General features: G+C 65.6%; 17 protein-coding genes. 2 read left to right on the top strand and 15 right to left on the bottom strand.

The window, feature by feature from the left end; genetic code table 11:
• Positions 1-200 precede the first annotated feature (200 nt).
• Positions 201-893, top strand: a complete 693-nt coding sequence (locus tag ACSF9G_RS06825; RefSeq protein WP_436639838.1) for a TetR/AcrR family transcriptional regulator — start codon at positions 201-203, stop codon at positions 891-893.
• 267 nt (positions 894-1,160) lie between these two features.
• Positions 1,161-1,799 carry a TetR family transcriptional regulator C-terminal domain-containing protein gene (locus tag ACSF9G_RS06820; RefSeq protein ID WP_436639831.1) on the top strand — a complete coding sequence of 213 codons (639 nt, stop codon included), beginning with the start codon at positions 1,161-1,163 and terminating at the stop codon, positions 1,797-1,799.
• Between the two features lie 134 nt (positions 1,800-1,933).
• Here ACSF9G_RS06820 and ACSF9G_RS06815 read toward each other — a convergent pair whose 3' ends face one another.
• The 15 genes from ACSF9G_RS06815 to ACSF9G_RS06745 form a co-directional block, all read right to left on the bottom strand.
• Positions 1,934-2,533 (bottom strand): glutathione S-transferase family protein, encoded by a 600-nt coding sequence (locus ACSF9G_RS06815; RefSeq protein ID WP_436639829.1) that lies wholly within the window; start codon positions 2,531-2,533, stop codon positions 1,934-1,936.
• 74 nt (positions 2,534-2,607) lie between these two features.
• Entirely contained in the window at positions 2,608-3,210 is a 603-nt protein-coding gene (locus tag ACSF9G_RS06810) for a LysE family translocator (RefSeq protein ID WP_436639827.1), read from the bottom strand.
• A gap of 153 nt (positions 3,211-3,363) precedes the next feature.
• On the bottom strand, positions 3,364-4,671 hold the full coding sequence (gene preA, locus ACSF9G_RS06805) for an NAD-dependent dihydropyrimidine dehydrogenase subunit PreA (RefSeq protein ID WP_436639826.1): 1,308 nt from the start codon (positions 4,669-4,671) through the stop codon (positions 3,364-3,366).
• A gap of 36 nt (positions 4,672-4,707) precedes the next feature.
• On the bottom strand, positions 4,708-6,057 hold the full coding sequence (locus ACSF9G_RS06800) for an NAD(P)-dependent oxidoreductase (protein WP_436639825.1): 1,350 nt from the start codon (positions 6,055-6,057) through the stop codon (positions 4,708-4,710).
• Between the two features lie 176 nt (positions 6,058-6,233).
• Positions 6,234-7,541 carry an amidohydrolase family protein gene (locus ACSF9G_RS06795; RefSeq protein ID WP_436639824.1) on the bottom strand — a complete coding sequence of 436 codons (1,308 nt, stop codon included), beginning with the start codon at positions 7,539-7,541 and terminating at the stop codon, positions 6,234-6,236.
• A 128-nt stretch (positions 7,542-7,669) separates the two neighbouring features.
• A complete protein-coding gene (locus tag ACSF9G_RS06790) occupies positions 7,670-8,611 on the bottom strand; it encodes an ABC transporter permease (protein WP_436639823.1) in 942 nt (313 codons plus the stop codon).
• Between the two features lie 4 nt (positions 8,612-8,615).
• The gene (locus ACSF9G_RS06785; protein ID WP_436639822.1) at positions 8,616-9,713 is read right to left on the bottom strand and encodes an ABC transporter permease; all 1,098 of its coding nucleotides are present in this window, start codon (positions 9,711-9,713) and stop codon (positions 8,616-8,618) included.
• Complete coding sequence (locus ACSF9G_RS06780) at positions 9,710-11,272, bottom strand: ABC transporter ATP-binding protein (protein WP_436639820.1); 1,563 nt, start codon at positions 11,270-11,272, stop codon at positions 9,710-9,712. The genes ACSF9G_RS06785 and ACSF9G_RS06780 overlap by 4 nt, the downstream gene beginning before the upstream one ends.
• A gap of 139 nt (positions 11,273-11,411) precedes the next feature.
• Positions 11,412-12,422, bottom strand: a complete 1,011-nt coding sequence (locus ACSF9G_RS06775) for a BMP family protein (RefSeq protein WP_436639819.1) — start codon at positions 12,420-12,422, stop codon at positions 11,412-11,414.
• Positions 12,423-12,793: 371 nt separating this feature from the next.
• Complete coding sequence (locus tag ACSF9G_RS06770; protein ID WP_436639818.1) at positions 12,794-13,390, bottom strand: biotin transporter BioY; 597 nt, start codon at positions 13,388-13,390, stop codon at positions 12,794-12,796.
• Positions 13,391-13,634: 244 nt separating this feature from the next.
• On the bottom strand, positions 13,635-14,606 hold the full coding sequence (locus ACSF9G_RS06765; RefSeq protein WP_436639817.1) for a 5-oxoprolinase subunit C family protein: 972 nt from the start codon (positions 14,604-14,606) through the stop codon (positions 13,635-13,637).
• On the bottom strand, positions 14,596-15,471 hold the full coding sequence (locus ACSF9G_RS06760) for a 5-oxoprolinase subunit B family protein (protein ID WP_436639816.1): 876 nt from the start codon (positions 15,469-15,471) through the stop codon (positions 14,596-14,598). Before ACSF9G_RS06760 ends, ACSF9G_RS06765 begins: the two co-directional genes overlap by 11 nt.
• A gap of 18 nt (positions 15,472-15,489) precedes the next feature.
• Positions 15,490-16,851 carry an acetyl-CoA carboxylase biotin carboxylase subunit gene (locus ACSF9G_RS06755; protein ID WP_436639815.1) on the bottom strand — a complete coding sequence of 454 codons (1,362 nt, stop codon included), beginning with the start codon at positions 16,849-16,851 and terminating at the stop codon, positions 15,490-15,492.
• A gap of 12 nt (positions 16,852-16,863) precedes the next feature.
• The gene (locus tag ACSF9G_RS06750) at positions 16,864-17,103 is read right to left on the bottom strand and encodes an acetyl-CoA carboxylase (RefSeq protein WP_436639814.1); all 240 of its coding nucleotides are present in this window, start codon (positions 17,101-17,103) and stop codon (positions 16,864-16,866) included.
• Between the two features lie 51 nt (positions 17,104-17,154).
• Complete coding sequence (locus ACSF9G_RS06745; protein ID WP_436639813.1) at positions 17,155-17,883, bottom strand: LamB/YcsF family protein; 729 nt, start codon at positions 17,881-17,883, stop codon at positions 17,155-17,157.
• Positions 17,884-17,924 lie beyond the last annotated feature (41 nt).

The following is a 17,924-nucleotide window of genomic DNA, read 5'->3' as shown; positions in this document are numbered from 1 at the left end:
TGCGCCTCTCAAGCGCGAAGCCGGAACAAGCGAATTACCAGAGATTTCCCCCTTCTTATTGACCGTCTTCTTGGCGATCCGAACGGTTTTATTGCCATTCCGCATTGAATCTGCCAAAGTTGACTAAATGGTCAGGTTCAAACGCTAGGATGACTTGACCATTTGGTCAAGGCAAAAAATCAGGCTTGGGGACGGTGCGGATGCCCAGCGAAGCGGCACGCGGAGCGACCGGAGCTCGGCAGGATGGCAGGACCGGAATCCGGCAGGAAAACGAGGCCGCGATCCTGAAGGCCGCCGAGGAAGTCTTCGCCGAATACGGCTTCAAGGGCGCCACCACGGCGATGATCGCCGAGCGCGCCGGTCTCCCCAAGGCAAACCTGCACTACTACTTCCCCACCAAGCTCGCGCTCTACCGCCGCGTGGTCGACGACATTTTCAACATCTGGCTCAAGTCGGCCAACTCGTTCGACGAAAGCGACGACCCGGTGGAGGCGCTGACCCGCTACATCAACGAGAAGATGGACATCTCGCGTGCCCATCCTATGGGCTCGAAGGTGTGGGCCAACGAGATCATCCACAAGGCGCCGGTCATCCAGGACTATCTGGAGACGACGCTGCGCGACTGGACCGACTCCCGCGCCGCCGTGATCCGGCGCTGGATCGCCGAGGGAAAGATCGCGCCGATCAACCCGGAATACCTGCTCTACATGATCTGGGCGACGACCCAGCACTATGCCGACTTCGGCCATCAGATCGCCACGCTGAACGACGGCGAACCGCTATCGGACGCACAGTTCGAAGAGGCCAAGCGCAACGTCGTCGAGATCATCCTGCGCGGTATCGGGGCATCCTCCCAGGCAACCAAGCAGCCGGCAATCCGCTCGCTGGCGTGAGCCTCTGGCGGGTCGGAGCTCCGAGATTCCGGCCAGGCCCGAGCAAGACGCGAGAGACTCGGATATGCTTGATCGCCAGACTGTCGTTGCCCGGGTTGCCCGGTGCGCGCCCGCCAATTCGGCGTCCCGCGCCCGCAGATCATCGGCTAGGATCGATACGCGCGCGACATCATGAGCGGAGCAGGAATTCGCGGCGCCAAAACGTGCCGGGGCAAGACGACCAGAGGCCAGGAGGAACGCGATGCAGGCGCGGGCGGAGACGGGCGAATGAACGCCCCGGCCCCCAATCAGCGCAAGAAGCCGCGGACGCGGATTCAGGCGATCAACCGCAATATCATCCTGGACGCGGCGCTGGACGCGTTCTCGTCCTACGGCTATCGCGGCGCGACAATCGACCAGATCGCCGAGAAGGCCGGCATGTCGAAGCCGAACCTGCTCTACTATTTCCGGCGCAAGGAAGACATCTACCGCGCCGTCCTTGAGGCGACGCTGGCGACCTGGCTCGAGCCGCTGGAGCATCTCGACGCGGACGGTGATCCCATCGAGGAAATCTCGAAGTACATCCGCCTCAAGCTGCGGATGGCACGCGACATGCCGCGGGAGTCACGGCTGTTCAGCAACGAGATCCTGCACGGCGCACCGGCGATCGGCGAGTTTCTGCGCGGCCCGCTGAAGGATCTGGTCGACGCCAAGGCAAAGGTGATCCGTCGCTGGGTTGGCGAAGGTCGGATCACGCCGGTCGATCCGGTCCATCTCATTTTCATGATCTGGGCAACGACCCAGCACTACGCCGATTTCGACGTTCAGGTGCGCGCCGTGCTTGGCGACGCCGCCAACGGCGATCCGACCCTGGCGGCAGAGAAGACCGTCCTGACCATCTTCTGCGATGGCTTGAGGCCACGCTAGTGCGGCCGGCGCCCCTAACGTGGGGAGCGGCAAGTAAGGTGGCCGGGCTGCGCTGCTTCGGCGGCAGCCGGGCCGGAACTGACAGACCTATTCGCGGATCCCGATTGCCGTGAAACGGGCGGGTCTCTTCCCCCCTACGTCCAATCCTCCGCCAGTTCCTGTGCCCTGACAAAGGCGGGGCGTGCAATGCAACGGTCGACATACGCGTCGAAGGCCGGTCGCGGTGCGATCAGGTCAAACAGCCGCATTCCGAAGTAGAGGCCGGAACCGATCACGACATCAGCCGCCGTGAAGCGGTCGCCGAGCAGCCAAGGACCTTCACCAACTCCTTCCTCCAGCACGTCGAGAACCTTCGCGTAATTGCCCCAGCCGGCCTGTGAGGGATTCACGTCGATCCCGAGAACCTTCTCCATGAAGGAAGGCTCGACGCAACTTCCGGAAAAGAACAGCCACTGCAGATATCGGCCGCGCTCGGGATCGTGGATCCTCGGAGCCAGCTCGGCCTCGGGAAATCGGTCGGCAAGATAGGCGCAGATCGCCCCGGTTTCGGCAATGCGGGCTTCGCCGTCGACAAGTGCCGGCACCTTCTCCATCGGGTTGATCGCGTGATACTCGGGCGTGTGCTGTGCGCCGCCCCGGATGTCGACCAGCACCCGCTCGTAGCGCGCGCCGCATTCCTCCAACATCCAAACGGCCTGGACCGACCGCGTGTGCGGCGCGCCATACAGCTTCATCGGGATACGCTCCTGTGAGAGGGAAGCGCACCCTACCGCCGCACCGTGAACATTTCAAGAACATTGGCCCGACGTCAAAGCAGGACCGACAGGGCAAACGAGGCGACCAACAATCCGGCGAAGACAAGATTGAGCACGCGTCCGGCTTTCGGCCGGCGCAGGAGTCCGGCAAGCCCGGCACCGAACAACAGCCAGACCGAGTTGGCGGCGACGATGACGAATGAGAGCAACGCGACCTTGACGACCGCATCCTCAAGCAGCCTGCCGTCCAGGAGCACACTGCTCGAATAGACAGCGCCGATGGCGGCGTAGGCTTTCGGATTCGCGATCGCCAGCAGAAGGCCGCCGAAGATGGACGGCGCCTCGTCATCGTGTGCGGCCTGCGTCGGCGGCGGGGCGGTGGCGATCTTCCAGGCTAGAAAAAGGATATAGGCGCCCGCCACCGCGACGATCAGCGACGTGACGCCCGGCATCGAGAGAGCGAGCCCGGTGACGCCGGTCGCGACGATCAGGAGCACGCCGGCGGTGCCGATACAGATCCCGCACAGGTAAGGCACGACGGGGCGAATGCCGAACGCGGCCCCAGAGGCGGCAAGGCTCATGGTGGCCGGGCCTGGACTGCCCATCAGCAGAACGGCTGCGACCAGCATCGCGATGACGGCGGAAATCGACGGCACGGGGTACCCGAACGGGATGCTGCGCCACGGAACCGATCCGCAACGGCACGAGACGACGTCCGGTCAAGGAAAACACGGGATTGCCCCCGTGTCTTCGATATTTGTCTTGAACAATCATGCCCGGGGCCAGCCCGGGCATGACGTGCTGGTTCGCTACTCCGCGGCGTCCTGCACCCGCATCGGGTTGTTGGGATGCGCCGTCCAGTTGCCGTACTCGTCGGGGATCGGCTTGCCGGTCCGCGGGTCGACCCCGTGGATCTGCTCCATGGTGATGCAGTTCTCGATGGGGCAGACGTTGACACAGAGATTGCAGCCGACGCATTCCTCGTCGATCACCTCGAACCGGCGCACGCCGTCGACCGTGTGCGTGATCGCCTGGTGCGAGGTATCCTCGCAGACGATGTGGCAGCGGCCGCACTTGATGCAGAGATCCTGGTCGATCCTGGCCTTGGTGACGTAGTTCAGGTTCAGGTACTGCCAGGCCTCGATATTGGGGACCGAACGCCCGACGATCTGGTCGATCGAGGTAAAGCCCTTCTCGTCCATCCAGTCGCTCAGACCCGAGATCATCTCCTTGACGACCTTGAAGCCGTAGGTCATCGCCGCCGTGCAGACCTGCAGGTTGGAGGCGCCGAGCGCCAGGAACTCGGCGCAGTCGCGCCAGGTGGTGATGCCGCCGATGGCCGAAATCGGCATGTCCGACGTCTCGGAATCGCGGGCGATCTCGGCGACCATGTTGAGCGCGATCGGCTTGACGGCGGGGCCGCAATAGCCGCCGTGGCTGCCCTTGCCGTCGATCTCGGGGATCGGCGCGAAGTTGTCGAGATTGACGCCGATGATCGAGTTTATGGTGTTGATCAGCGAAACCGCGTCCGCCCCGCCGGCCTTGGCGGCGCGGGCGGGATAGCGGATGTCGGTGATGTTCGGCGTCAGCTTGACGATGACGGGCATGCGCGTGTGCGCCTTGCACCAGCGCGCCACCATCTCGATGTATTCGGGCACCTGGCCCACCGCCGAGCCCATGCCGCGCTCGGACATGCCGTGCGGGCAGCCGAAATTGAGCTCGACGCCGTCGGCCCCGGTCTCCTCGACCCGCTTGAGGATATCGGCCCAGTTCTTCTCCTCGCAGGGCACCATCAGCGAGACGACGAGGGCGCGGTCCGGCCAATCGCGCTTCACCGTCTTGATCTCGCGAAGGTTCACGTCCAGCGGCCGGTCGGTGATTAGCTCGATATTGTTGAGGCCGAGCAGCCGGCGGTCCGGTCCGTGGACGGCGCCGTAGCGCGGCCCGTTGACGTTGACGATCGGCGGGTCCTCGCCGAGCGTCTTCCAGACGACGCCGCCCCAGCCCTCCTTGAAGGCGCGCACGACGTTGTATTCCTTGTCGGTCGGCGGCGCGGAGGCCAGCCAGAACGGATTGGGCGACTTGATTCCCAGAAATTCAGAACGAAGGTCGGCCATTGTCTCCTCCTCCAGCCTTCAACAGGCCATGGCCCATCAGGCGCCGAGCGCCCGGTGAATGCTCGCGGCCGCGTCCCGGCCATGCGCGACGGCCTGGACCGTGAGGTCCTCGCCGCCGGCAACGCAGTCGCCGCCGGCCCACACGCCGTCGAGCGATGTGCGGCCCTCGTCGTCGACGACGATCTTGCCGCCGTCGATCTTCAGCTCTCCGCCAAGCGGACCCTCGACCAGGGTCTGGCCTATCGCCTTGAACACCATATCGGCCGGCAGGTGGATCGTCTCGCCGGTGCCGACGACCCTTGATCCGTCGAGGCGGGTGCGCTCCAGCTCGATTCCGGTCGCGTGGCCGTCGTCGCCGGTCACCGCGTTCGGCTTCACCCAGTACAGGATCCGCACGCCGTTGACCTGGGCCAGTTCCTGCTCGAAGCCGCTGGCGCCCATCTGCTCGGCGCCGCGGCGATAGGCAATGGTCACATCCTCGGCGCCGAGATGGCGGGCCTGGACCGCCATGTCGATGGCCGTCATGCCACCGCCGATGACGACGACACGCCGGCCGATCGGCAGCGCGGAGAGATCATCGGCCTGGCGCAGCTCGGCGATATAGTCGACCGCGTCGTGGACCCCGTCGAGATCCTCGCCTTCGGCCCTGAGCGCATTGACGCCGCCAAGGCCGATGCCGAGAAAGACGGCGTCGTATTTCGACCGCAGGTCGGCAAGCGCGATATCCCGGCCGAGCGCCTTGCCGGTCTCGATGGTGACGCCACCGATCGAGAGCACGAAGTCGACCTCCTTGCGGGCGAAATCGTCGACGGTCTTGTAGGCGGCGATGCCGTATTCATCGAGGCCGCCGAGCTTCTCCCGTGCCTCGAAGACCGTCACCGAGTGGCCGTTGCGGGCGAGCGCATGGGCGCAGGCGAGCCCGGCCGGACCACCGCCGACGACGGCAACCGTCTTGCCGGTCTCGGCGGCGCGCTCGTAGAGCGTTTCGCCCGCCTCCATGAAATGGTCGGTGGCGTAGCGCTGAAGGATGCCGATCTTGACCGGCTTGCCCTCGCCTTCCATGCGAACACAGGCCTCCTCGCACAGCGTCTCTGTCGGGCAGACGCGGGCACACATGCCACCGAGGATGTTCTGGGCGAAGATGGTCTTGGCCGCGCCGTCCGGATTGCCGGTCGATATCTCGCGGATGAACAGCGGGATGTCGATCGACGTCGGACAGGCGATCATGCACGGCGCGTCGTAGCAGAAGAAGCAACGGTCGGCCTCGACCGTCGCTTCGTGCCGGGTCAACGGCGGGTGCAGATCAGAGAAATTGCGCTTGTAGTCCTCGGCCGTGAGTCGGCCGGCGGCGATATCGGGTTCCCCGGACATCGGCTTGGGTGCCATACCCGTCTCTCCTCCTTCAGGTCAGTGGTCGACGCCTTCGGCCCCAGCGCGGCAGCGGTTGGACACCACCGCACACACGAAATTCGCCGGCCACTCGACACGTAGCCTGACAGGATTATTCACCCGATCAAAATTTTTATCAATCGGTCAAATTTACTGAATTGCGTCCCGCGACCTCAGCCGGCGTCTTCGGACGCGTCTTTCGGGGCATAGGCAGCCGGATCGACGGTTGCCGGGCGGCCAGGCAGGTCGAGGGTCGCCACGCGGGCCGGGGTCTCGGCGATCACAGTGCCGCGGCGGATAACGGCGAGCCGGGTCGCCTTCAGGCGGATCGCCTCGATGGGATCGGCTGCCTGCAGCAGCACCATGTCGGCGTTGCAGCCGACATCGAGGCCATAGCCGTCGAGATGCATCACCGCGGCGCCGCCCTTCGTCACCCGGTCGAAACACCAGCGCATGTCGTCGCGGCTCGTCATCTGCGCCACGTGCAGGCCCATGGCGGCGACCTCGAGCATGTCGGCGTTGCCGAGCGAGTACCACGGGTCCATCACGCAATCATGGCCGAAGGCGACCTCGATGCCGTGCGCGCGCAGTTCCGGTACGCGGGTCATGCCGCGGCGCTTCGGGTAGGTGTCGTGGCGCCCCTGGATGACGATGTTGATGAGCGGATTGGGGATCGCCGAGACGCGGGCTTCGGCCATCAGCGCCAGGAGCTTGGAGACGTAGTAGTTGTCCATCGAATGCATGGACGTGAGGTGCGAACCGTTGACCCTGCCGTGCAGGCCGAGCCGTTGCGTCTCGTAGGCAAGCGTCTCGATGTGGCGCGACATCGGGTCGTCGGTCTCGTCGCAATGCAGGTCGACCAGCAGGCCGCGTTTCTCGGCGATCTCGCAGAGCGCGGTGACGGAGCGCGCGCCGTCGGCCATCGTGCGCTCGAAATGCGGAATACCGCCGACCACGTCTACCCCTAAGTCCAGCGCCCGTTCCAGGTTTTCCGCCGCCGTCGGCGACCGGTAGTAGCCGTCCTGCGGAAAGGCGCAGAGCTGCAGGTCGATATACGGCGCTATCTCCTGCTTGACCTCCAGCAGCGCCTCGACGGCGAGGAGGCGGTCGTCGCAGACATCGACGTGGGTGCGGATCGCCAGCAGGCCCTGGCTGACCGCGAGATCGCAGTATCTGAGCGCGCGCGCCTTCACCGCCTCGTGGGTCAGCAGCGGCTTCAATTCGCCCCACAGCGCGATGCCTTCGAGCAGGGTTCCCGACCGGTTCATGCGGGGAATGCCAAGCGACAGCGTCGCGTCCATGTGGAAGTGTGGATCGACGAAGGGCGGGGAAACGAGTTGCCCGTTCGCGTCGATCACCCGGCCCGCTTCGGCCGCGATGTTCGGTTCGACGGCGGCGATCCGGCCGTGCTCGCAGGCGATGTCGATGCCAGTCCGCCCGTCAGGCAACGTCGCGTTTCTGACAATCAGGTCGAAGGTCATGTGACTATCTTCTCAATTCGTCATTGCCGGGCTCGACCCGGCAATCTCTGGATACGGAATACGGCACGAGATCCCCGGATCTTCGCTGTGCTTCGTCCCGGGATGACGTGGGTACGTGACTGGCCGTCTCAGCGCTGTCCCTTGAACCACGGCACCAGCAGCGCCCGAGGATAATCCGCCTTCCGCGCCACGACGACCAGCGCGACGATAGACAGGACATATGGCAGCATCAGGAAGACCTGGCTCGGCAGAAACGCTCCGACCTCGGTCTGCAGGCGGACCTGGAAAGCGTCGAAGGCGCCGAACAGCAGCGCGCCCAGTAGCGCCTTTCCCGGCCGCCAGGAGGCGAAGACGGTGAGCGCGATGCAGATCCAGCCGCGGCCGTTGACCATGCCGAAGAAGAAGGCGTCGAAGGCGGACATGGTGAGGAACGCGCCGCCGATCGCCATCAGCGCGGACCCGGCGACCACGGCGCCGATGCGAAGCCCGTACACCGACAGGCCTTGCGCGTCGACCGATGCCGGATTGTCGCCGACCGCCCTAAGCGCTAGCCCCAGCGGCGTGCGATAGAGCACCCAGGCGACGACGCCGACCATGATGAAGGCGAACCAGGTCAGCGCGGTCTGGTTGAACAGCGCCGGCCCCAGGAACGGGATGTCGGAGAGGACCGGGATATCGAGCGGCTGGAACGGCACGATGCGCGGCGGCGAGGACACGTCCGGCAGGGCCGTTCGATAGGCGAAATAGGCCAGGCTGGAGGCGAGCAGCGTCACGCCGATGCCGGAGACGTGCTGCGACAGGCCGAGCGGCACCGTGAGGCCGGCATGCAGGAGGCCGAAGACGCCGCCGGTGAGGGCGGCGACGAGGACGCCGCCCCACAGCGGCAGGCCGAGCCAGACCGCCATCCAGCCGGCCATGGCACCGGCGGTGAAGATACCTTCGATACCGAGGTTGAGAACGCCGGCGCGCTCGCAGATCAGCGCGCCGAGGACGCCGAAGATCAGCGGCGAGGCGATGCGGACGGCGGCGGCCCAGAAATTCGCCGTGACGAGGATCTCGAGGATTTCCATCGTCTCAGCCCTCCCCGCCCGACCGCGCATGGGTCTGTGCCGGGTGATGCCGCCCGACCCAGCGGATGCGGAAACGCACCAGGAAGCCGCCGACCAGCACGCAGAGCAGCGACATGGCGACGACCAGGTCGGCCAGATAGCTGGAGACGCCGATGGCGCGGCTCATCGAGTCGGCGCCGACGAAGACGCTGGCGACGAACAGGGCGGCGGCGACAACGCCGAGCGGCGACAGGCCCGCCAGCATGGCCACGACGATGCCGGCATAGCCGAAACCCGGCGACAGGTCGGCGGTGAGATAGCCCTTCAGACCCGCCACCTCGCCGACGCCGGCGAGACCGGCAAGACCGCCGGAGATCAGCGCCACGCGCACGACGGTCGCCATCACGGGAATGCCGGCATAGCGCGCGGCCGACGCGTTCTCGCCGACGGCGCGGATCTCGTAGCCCCACACCGTGAAGCGCATCATCACATAGACCAGCACAGCCATCGCCAGGCCGATCAGCAGACCGGAATGGACACGCATGCGCTCAATCAGGGTCGGCAGCATCGCCTCGTCGACGATCGGCGAGGATTGCGGCCAGCCGAGCCCCATGGGGTCCTTCAGCGCGCTTTCGAGCATCATCTGCACGAACAGGAGCATGATGAAGTTCAGGAGCAGAGTCGTGACCACCTCGTCAGCGCCGAAACGCAGCTTCAACAGCGCGGGGCCGAGCATCAGCAGCGCGCCGGCTACGGCGCCGGCCAGCACCACCGCCGGGATCATCACCCAGCTCGGCCCGCTGATCGCGCCGGTTCCGATCGCCACGGCGGCGAGCGCACCGGCATAGAGCTGGCCCTCGCCGCCGATGTTCCAGAGCTTCGCCCGGAAGGCGACAGCGGCGGCGAGGCCGGTCAGGATCAGCGGCGTGGTGCGCGTCAGCGTCTCGGAGAAGGCGAAGAGAGAGCCGTAGGCGCCCTTCACCATCAGTCCGTAGGAGGAAAAGATCGGGGCACCGGCAAAGGCGAGCGGAATCGCGGCGAAGGCCAGCGAGACGAGCGCGGCCGCGACAGGGACCACGACGGAGAGGACCGGCGAAGCGGGACGCGGCTCGAAACGGATCACGCCGCGGTCTCCTCGTCGTGGCCTGCCATCATCAGGCCGAGCGTGCCGCGATCCAGCGTGTCCGCCGGCATCGACTCGGAGAGACGGCCGTTGTGGATGACGGCGATGCGGTCGGAAACGATCATCAGCTCGTCCAGGTCCTCGGAGATCAGCAACACGCCGGTCCCGCGCCCGCGCGCCTCGAGCAGGCGACGGTGCACCTCGGTCTGGGCGCCGACGTCGAGGCCGCGCGTCGGCTGGTTGGCAAGGATCACCCTCGGACTGCGGTCCAGAACGCGGGCAAGGATCAGCTTCTGGATATTGCCGCCTGACAGCAGCCGCGCCGGGGCGTCGGGGCCGGGACAGCGGACGTCGTAGTCGCGGATGGCATCCAAAGCGCGGGCGCGGATCGGCTGGCGCCTGAGGAAGCCCGCCGATTGGTAGGCCGGTTCGCGCACCTCCTCGATCACCACGTTCTCCGCAACCGTCATGGCGCCGACGACGCCGTCGTGGTGGCGATCCTCCGGGATACGGGCGATGCCGGCGCGGGAAAACCGGCGGGGATCGAAACGCGTGACCCTGTCGCCATAAAGGATTAATTCGCCGGAAGTCGGCGCGGCGAGGCCGGCGACGAGGCCGGCGAGCGCCGCCTGGCCGTTGCCGGAGACGCCGGCAATGCCGACGATCTCGCCCTCGCGCAGGGTCAGCGAGACCGCGTGCAGGGACTTGCGGACATCGGCACCGGCCACGGCGACCTCGCGCAGCTCGAGCAGCGGTTTGCCCGGCTCGCGCGGCGTGCGACGGCTCTCGGGCACGTCGCGGCCAACCATCATCTCGGCTATCCTGCGCCGGTCGGCGTCGGCGCGCGCCATCTCGCCAACCTTCCTGCCGGCGCGCAGCACGGCGATGTGGTCGGACACCGCCAGGACCTCCGCGAGCTTGTGGGCGATGAAGATCACCGCCAGACCGGATTCGGCGAGATAGCGGACCGTCTCGAACAAGCCCTCGGCCTCTTGCGGCGTCAGCACCGCGGTCGGCTCGTCCATGACGAGGATGCGGGCGTCGCGATACAGCGCCTTGAGGATCTCCACGCGCTGCTTCTCGCCGACGGTCAGGCGCGAGACCTGGATGTCCAGGTCGACGGTGAGTCCCGAGCGCTTCATCAGCTCGGCGACCTTGCGCCGGGCCGGGCCAGTGGACAGCCGCAAGCTCAGCACCGGGCCGGTGCCGAGCACGATGTTTTCGAGGCCGGTCAGGTTTTCGGCCAGCGTGAAATGCTGGTGCACCATGCCGATGCCGGCATTGAGGGCGGCGTGCGGGGAGCCCGGCTCCAGCGGCTCGAGCGCGCCGGACGCGTTCGCGACCAGCACCTCGCCGTCGTCGGCCACGTAGTGACCGAACAGGATGTTCATCAGCGTCGTCTTGCCGGCGCCGTTTTCGCCGAGCAGCGCAAGGATCTCGCCGCGCCTCAGCTCCAGGTCGATCGCGTCGTTCGCGAGCAGCGGACCGAAGCGTTTGGAGATATCCCGAAGCGCCAGCACGACGGGCGCCCCGGATCGGTCAGTTCCCGATGCGGTCATCGGATCGGCTCCCCCTCCTCCCGATCATGCAATGCTCGCGGCCCGCGGTCGCGCGGCGCCCTCGCCCGAACGTACGGCTGGGGGGGGGGGAGGATCGGGCCTTGCCTGTGCCCACCCCTCGCCCCGCGCCGGGTTTGCCTCACATCGTCGACTTGGGTTCGGCGTCGTTGACGTTGACGCGGAACAGGCCGTCCTTGATTTCCTGTTCCGTCTCCCGGGCCGCCTTGACGGCATCGGCCGGGGCAAGGGATTCGTCAACGACGAAGGAGCCACCGCCATACCCCATGTAGCTGAACTGGCCATAGTCGGCCGGCTCGAAGGTGCCGTTCACCACCGCGTCGATGGCGCGGTCGACGGTCGGCTCCATGTGCCACAAGGCACTCGCCAGGATGGTGCCGGGATAATCGCCGGCCGTGTCGATGACGTTGCCGATCGCCTTGATGCCACGTTCCTTGGCGGCGTCGGAGACACCGAAACGCTCGGCGTAGAGGATGTCGGCGCCCTTGTCGATCATGGCGAAGGCGGCTTCCTTCGCCTTCGGCGGGTCGTACCAGGAGTTGATGAAGGTCACGAGGAACTTCACGTCCGGATTCACCGCCAGTGCCCCCTCCATGAAGGCGTTCATCAGGCGGTTCACCTCGGGAATCGCGTAACCGCCGACCATGCCGATGATGTTCGACTCCGTCGCCGCTCCGGCGATCATGCCGGTCAGGTAGCTCGGCTCATGGATGAAGTTGTCGAACACCGCGAAGTTCGGCTGCGACGGCCCGAAGGACGAGCCGAGCAGGAAGGCGGTTTCGGGATACTCCGCCGCCACCTTGCGCGCGGCCCGCTCCACGGCGAATGCCTCGCCGAGAACGAGATCCATGCCCTGCTCGGCATATTCGCGCATGACACGCTCGTAGTCGGTGTTGGCGACGTTCTCGGAGTAGACATAGGTGATGTCGCCGCGGTCCTGGGCGGTGTTGAGCGCCTTGTGGATGCGGCTCACCCATTGCTGCTCGACGGGGACGGTGTAGATCGCCGCGACCTTGATGGGCTTGGCCTTCTGCGCCGTGGCGGGGCTTCCGCCAACTCCGACCGCAAGCGCGAGCGCGGCGGCGGCGAGAACGGCGCGGCGGGTGAAACGAACAGTCCAACCGGATCTCATGTGAACTTCTCCCCTCTCTCTTCGATTGTCGATGGTTGACCCATCTTCGCCACTCGGGAATGTCCCACTCGGGAATGTACGGAAAACAAGAAACATGCCATGGCGGCGCGAACCCGGGCGCGTCGGCGTGTGACGCGACGAGGGTCATGTGCGCACGCGACCGGTGCACACGGTCCGGGCAGGTCAGCGGCGCGCAATTGCGCACCCTTGCGAAACGAACCAGCGCCCATGCCGGACCCTACCCCCCTCCAGATCGAAGTTCTGCCGCGCCGCACAACAGGTGCGACGGGCGTGCCACGGATGCGGATTGTAAGACAGGTTTCTACCGTCCGGTCAAAAAGCGTTCGGTCGGACCGGTGTAAAACCGCGGATCAGTGCCGGTAGCCGAACCGGGGACCGACAAATCTCCACGCGAACGGCAGGGCCACCATCGCAAGTATGATCTTGACGGCTTCGGCAAGCAGAAACGGCATGAGGCCGATCGAAATTGCCTTGGCGAAACCGTACAGATAGGCGAGCCACGCCACGCCAAAGGCGAACAGCACGGCATCGCCAGCAAGGAAGGTGATCAGAGCGGTATGCCAGCGCCGGTCGAAGCCGTGCTCGGCGAGGTATCCGACGACCGCAACGGCGACGAGGAAGCCGACCAGGAACCCGCCGGTCGGCCCAAAGAAATAGGCGTATCCGCCACCTCCGGCGAAGACCGGCCAACCGGCCGCGCCTTCAGCGAGATAGACAGCGACCGTCGCGATGCCAAGGCGAAGCCCGAACACCGCCCCGATCAGAAGCACGACCAGTGTCTGCATGGTGAAAGGCGTCGGCCAGAACGGGACCTGGACCTTGGCGGACAAAGTCAGCGCCGCGGCACCGAGGACGACGAGCAGGCCGTACCACAACACTCTGTCCGCATCGTCCGCCGGCAGGACGGTGCGCGCTAGGTTCGGCCATCTGTCGCGGAATCGCGTCATTGCGAGCCCCTCAAATATCGGGTCGAAAATAACGCGCCATGTGTTTACGAGCTGTTACGCCGAATAATTAACTATGCGTACGATGGACGCGCGACGTCTGCCGGCGCGATACTCAAACGCCGACGTCTCCCCGCAGAAAACGGGCTCGCCCATAGGCGTTCGCGATCCAGCCGCGATTTGTCGGCGGGTCGGGGAACAGCCCACCGGCGCGCCCCGATCCTCCTCCTGTCCGTCATGTTCCCGATCAGGACAAGCGGGCCCGGACCTCGTCGAGAGCCGTGTGCCGCTCCTTGCGCGCCTTCAGCGCCTGATCCATGTCGACGGGGACGAACTTCGTCTCCGTATGCGGCTGCATCTGGCCGATCAGGTCCATATCGGCGGAAATCACCGTGCCGAGCATGAAGTAGCCGCCGCCCGACACCGCATCGCGATGCAGGACGATCGGCTCGGTACCGCCGGGCACCTGAATCGAGCCATAGGGATAGCAGGCGTCGACGATATTCGAGGGGTCGGAGCCAGCGCCGAACGGCTGCTCGCGCGGCACGAAGTCCAGCGGACGGCCGCCACGGAAGCGGTACCCCATGCGGTCGCACTCGGGGGCCACCTTCCAGGTGTCTTCGAAGAAGTGCGCTCCGGCCTCCTTGGTGATGCGGTGCCAGTAGAGACCGGGCAGCATGCGCAGCTCGACCGCGCCACGCGGCATGCGGCGCATGTTCGCGGGAATGCTGCGCCCTTCGGCCGCTCCCGCTCCCGATCCGACCGGAAGCTCGTCGCCGGCCGCGATCGCCCTGCCATCGACTCCGCCAAGCGCGCCGATCGCGTAGGTCGAACGACTGCCCAGCTGGACCGGAACGTCGATGCCGCCCGATACGGCGATATAGGCGCGCGCGCCCGCCTTCAGAAAATCGAAGGACAGAACCTGCCCCGCCTTCACCTTGAAGGAGGTCCAGCTCTCGCGCGGCTCGCCGTCGAGCTTCGGCGGCAGATCGGCGCCGGTGACGGCCACCGTCGCGTCCTTGGTGAACTCGAGTTCCGGGCCCATGAACACGCACTCCAGGCAGGCCGCGCCCTCATCGTTGCCGACGAGCAGATTGGCGCAGTGCAGCGCGAAACGGTCCATGGCGCCGCCGATCGGAATGCCGAGGTGATAGTAGCCGGGCCGGCCCAGGTCCTGAATGGTGGTGGCGAGCCCCGGATTGTTGACCTTAATTGCCATAGAGCCCCTCCATCAGCTTGGCGTTGTAGCCGTCGATATCCTTTTCGAAATCCCCGAGATCGAAGGTCACGTCGTGGGTCCGTGGCGTGAACGTGTTGGCTTCGACCTGGGCGACTGCTTCGTCATATTCCGCGCGGCCGATCGGCTTCCATTTGACGATGTCGCCGGGCTTGAAGAAGACCATGAAGTCGCTGAGGTAGTTGATTTCCTGCTTGGGATCGAAGATCGGCATTGGGGTGATGCCGAACATCTGGTAGCCGCCGGCACCGCGCACCGAATAGATGCAGCCGAAGCAGCCGCCGATGCCGACGGTGAGCCTCGGCGTGTCGGTGCGAGGCCGCAGGTACTTCGGCACCTCGATCTGCCGGGCGCGCTCGACCATCTGGTAGAGGAACGGCAGGCCGGAGACGAAGCCGACCATTGACACGAACCACGGCGCGCCGGAATGGGCTTCGATGAACTTGTCGACGGTGTCGTAGCCGTTGATGCGGGCGGCATACTCGATGTCGGTCGCGTTCGGATCCTGATGCCGCTCCCGGAAGCGCATCAGCGTCTCGTGTGTCCACGGGTCCTGATAGAAGACCGGAACTTCGACGATGCGCGTAGCGATCCGCGACTCCGCCTTTTCGGCGGCCACCTCCAGCGACCTCAGCTCCTTGAGCATGTCGTCGGGATGGATCACGTCGGGATCGAACTTGATCTGGAACGACGCGTTGGCCGGGCAGATCTCGGTGACGCCCTTGATGTCCGCCTCTTTCACCGCACTGGTGATCGACAGGCTCTTGAAAAAGGCCTCAAGGGACATTTCCTCGTTGACTTCGACGAAGATGTGCTCGTCGCCGCCAAAGGAGTATCTGTTTTCCATCTTTGGCTAACTCCCCCTCTAAAGTCGGGATGCGTTGGACTCGAGCCAATGCTCGAGCCAGCGGGTGTGCACCGCGTTGGCACGGACGTCCGGATCGCGGGCCAGCGCGACGTACAACGGAATGGTCGTCTTGACGCCGGCAACCTCCAGTTCGCCGAGCGCCCGTTTCATCCGAACGATGGCGCGCTCGCGATCCTCGCCCCAGACGATCAATTTTCCCAGCAGCGAGTCGTAGAAGGGCGGAATGGCGTAGCCCTGGTAGAGCATGGTGTCGAAGCGCACGCCCGGTCCGCCGGGAATGCGCAGGCCGCCGACGACGCCCGGGAACGGCATGAAGTCGTTGGACGGATCCTCGGCGTTGATACGCACCTCGATGGCGTGGCCGCGCCGGGTGACGTCCTGCTGCCTGAGACGCAGCGGCTCGCCGCCTGCGATCCTCAGCATCTCGCCGACGAGATCGACCCCGGTGATCCACTCGGTCACCGGATGCTCGACCTGGATGCGGGTGTTCATTTCGATGAAATAGAAGTCGCCGCTGGCATCGTCGTACAGATATTCCAGCGTGCCGGCGCCGCGATATTTGACCGATTGCGCCAATGCGACGGCGGAGTCGCACAGCCGTTGGCGGGCGTCCTCGGACAAGGCGGCCGACGGCGCCTCCTCCCACACCTTCTGGCGGCGTCGCTGCAACGAGCATTCGCGCTCGAAGCAATGGACGACGTTGGTACCGTCGCCGAGGACCTGCACCTCGATATGGCGCGCCTGCTCGATAACCTTTTCCACGTAAAGCCCGCCATCGCCGAAGGCCGAGCGGGCCTCGGTCTGGGCCAGCTGGAAGAAATGCGCCAACTCCTTCGGGTCGTGAGCAATGCGGATTCCGCGACCACCGCCGCCGGCGGCGGCCTTGATCATCACCGGATATCCGATCGTCCCGGCGAGCGCTTCCGCATCGGCGAAGTCGTCGATGCGCCCGTCGCTGCCGGGCACCGTCGGCACGCCGGCCAACGCCGCGGCGGCGCGGGCGGCCACCTTGTCGCCCATCATCCGGATCGTGTCGCCGCGTGGTCCGATGAAGGTCAGCCCGGCCGCTTCGACGGCGTCGGCGAAGTGCGGGCTTTCGGCCAGAAAGCCATAGCCGGGATGCACGGCGTCGGCGCCGCTCGCCTTCGCCGCCTCCACGATCGCCTCGATGTTCAGGTACGACTTCGGCGCCTGGGCCGGCCCGATGTTGACGGCGGAATCGGCGAGTTGCACCGCCAGCGAAGCAGTATCGGCTTCGCTGTGCGCCTGGACCGTGCGAATGCCGAGATCACGTGCCGCACGGATGATCCGCACGGCGATTTCACCGCGGTTGGCGACTAGCAGCTTGCGAATGGCCATTGGCGGTCCGTCTCAGCCCTTGAGCCTGGCCAGCGGCTGGCCGGCCTGAACGGCGTCCTCGTTCTCGACGAGGAACGCCTCGATCTGGCCATCGGCGTCGGCCTTGACCTCGTAGAAGGTCTTCATGACCTCGACGAGGCCGATGACCTCGCCCTTGGCGACGGCGTCGCCAGCTTCCTTGTAGGACGCCTGGTCAGGCGCCGGCTTGCGATAGAAGGTTCCCGGCAGCGGGGAGAGGATTTCGGTGCTCATGATATCCCGTCTCTCTATTTCGTTTGAATTGTCCGTAAGGCTCGCCGTCGCTCAGGCCGCCTCGAGATAGGGCGCGACCGCGTCGCGCACGGCCCTGGCAACCTCGACGGCGTTCGGCGTATCGGAGTGGACGCAGATCGCGTCGGCGCGCACCGGGATGTCGTTGCCGTCGACCGATTTCGTCACCCCTTCCCGAACAGCACGTATCGCGCGCTCGGCCGCATCCTGCGGATCGACAGGATCGTGCTCGCGGGTGATGAGCAGCTTGCCCTGACTGTTATAGTAGAGGTCGGCATAGTACTCGGCGATGAAGACATGACCGCGCGCGGTATAGACCTTCTCGTGGCAGGTCTCGATCATGCCCATGATCGGTAAGTTGTAGATGTCCGCGGCATCGCAGACCGCATGCGCCACATCCTCCATCCGCGCGGCCATGCCGTAGAGCGCTCCGTGCGGCTTGATATGGTTGAGCGGCATGCCCTCGGCGTCGAGGAAGCCCTTCAACGCGCCGATCTGGTAGATCAGGCAGTTGGCCAGCTCGTCGCGCGGCATCGTCATTTCGCGCCGACCGAACCCCTGCAGGTCGGGCAGCGAGGGATGGGCGCCAACCTTGACGCCGTGCTTCTTCGCCAGCCGCACCGTCTTGGGGATGTGGTTGAAGTCGGACGCGTGAAAACCGCAGGCAACGTTGGCGGCCGAAATCAGTGGCATCAGCGCCTCGTCGTCGCCCATCCGGTAGAGCCCGAAGCTCTCGCCCATGTCGCAGTTCAAGAACGTCATAGGTTTGTGGCCTCCCTTAAGACCCGCTTTCTCATCCGTCA

The sequence above is a fragment of the Microbaculum mangrovi genome (assembly GCF_051390635.1).
Classification (GTDB): Bacteria; Pseudomonadota; Alphaproteobacteria; order Rhizobiales; family Tepidamorphaceae; genus Microbaculum.
The sequence above is the reverse complement of the archived record's forward strand: the minus strand, read 5'-3'. Positions and strand labels throughout refer to the sequence as shown.

Coding starts and splice junctions, on each gene's coding strand:
- ACSF9G_RS06795 (WP_436639824.1), bottom strand. CDS start 7,541: ATGACCTTCGACCTGATTGTCAGAAACGCGACGTTGCCTGACGGGCGG.
- ACSF9G_RS06750 (WP_436639814.1), bottom strand. CDS start 17,103: ATGAGCACCGAAATCCTCTCCCCGCTGCCGGGAACCTTCTATCGCAAG.
- ACSF9G_RS06755 (WP_436639815.1), bottom strand. CDS start 16,851: ATGGCCATTCGCAAGCTGCTAGTCGCCAACCGCGGTGAAATCGCCGTG.
- ACSF9G_RS06770 (WP_436639818.1), bottom strand. CDS start 13,390: ATGACGCGATTCCGCGACAGATGGCCGAACCTAGCGCGCACCGTCCTG.
- ACSF9G_RS06775 (WP_436639819.1), bottom strand. CDS start 12,422: ATGAGATCCGGTTGGACTGTTCGTTTCACCCGCCGCGCCGTTCTCGCC.
- ACSF9G_RS06765 (WP_436639817.1), bottom strand. CDS start 14,606: ATGGCAATTAAGGTCAACAATCCGGGGCTCGCCACCACCATTCAGGAC.
- ACSF9G_RS06745 (WP_436639813.1), bottom strand. CDS start 17,883: ATGACGTTCTTGAACTGCGACATGGGCGAGAGCTTCGGGCTCTACCGG.
- ACSF9G_RS06820 (WP_436639831.1), top strand. CDS start 1,161: ATGAACGCCCCGGCCCCCAATCAGCGCAAGAAGCCGCGGACGCGGATT.
- ACSF9G_RS06825 (WP_436639838.1), top strand. CDS start 201: ATGCCCAGCGAAGCGGCACGCGGAGCGACCGGAGCTCGGCAGGATGGC.
- ACSF9G_RS06780 (WP_436639820.1), bottom strand. CDS start 11,272: ATGACCGCATCGGGAACTGACCGATCCGGGGCGCCCGTCGTGCTGGCG.
- ACSF9G_RS06800 (WP_436639825.1), bottom strand. CDS start 6,057: ATGGCACCCAAGCCGATGTCCGGGGAACCCGATATCGCCGCCGGCCGA.
- ACSF9G_RS06815 (WP_436639829.1), bottom strand. CDS start 2,533: ATGAAGCTGTATGGCGCGCCGCACACGCGGTCGGTCCAGGCCGTTTGG.
- ACSF9G_RS06790 (WP_436639823.1), bottom strand. CDS start 8,611: ATGGAAATCCTCGAGATCCTCGTCACGGCGAATTTCTGGGCCGCCGCC.
- ACSF9G_RS06760 (WP_436639816.1), bottom strand. CDS start 15,471: ATGGAAAACAGATACTCCTTTGGCGGCGACGAGCACATCTTCGTCGAA.
- preA (WP_436639826.1), bottom strand. CDS start 4,671: ATGGCCGACCTTCGTTCTGAATTTCTGGGAATCAAGTCGCCCAATCCG.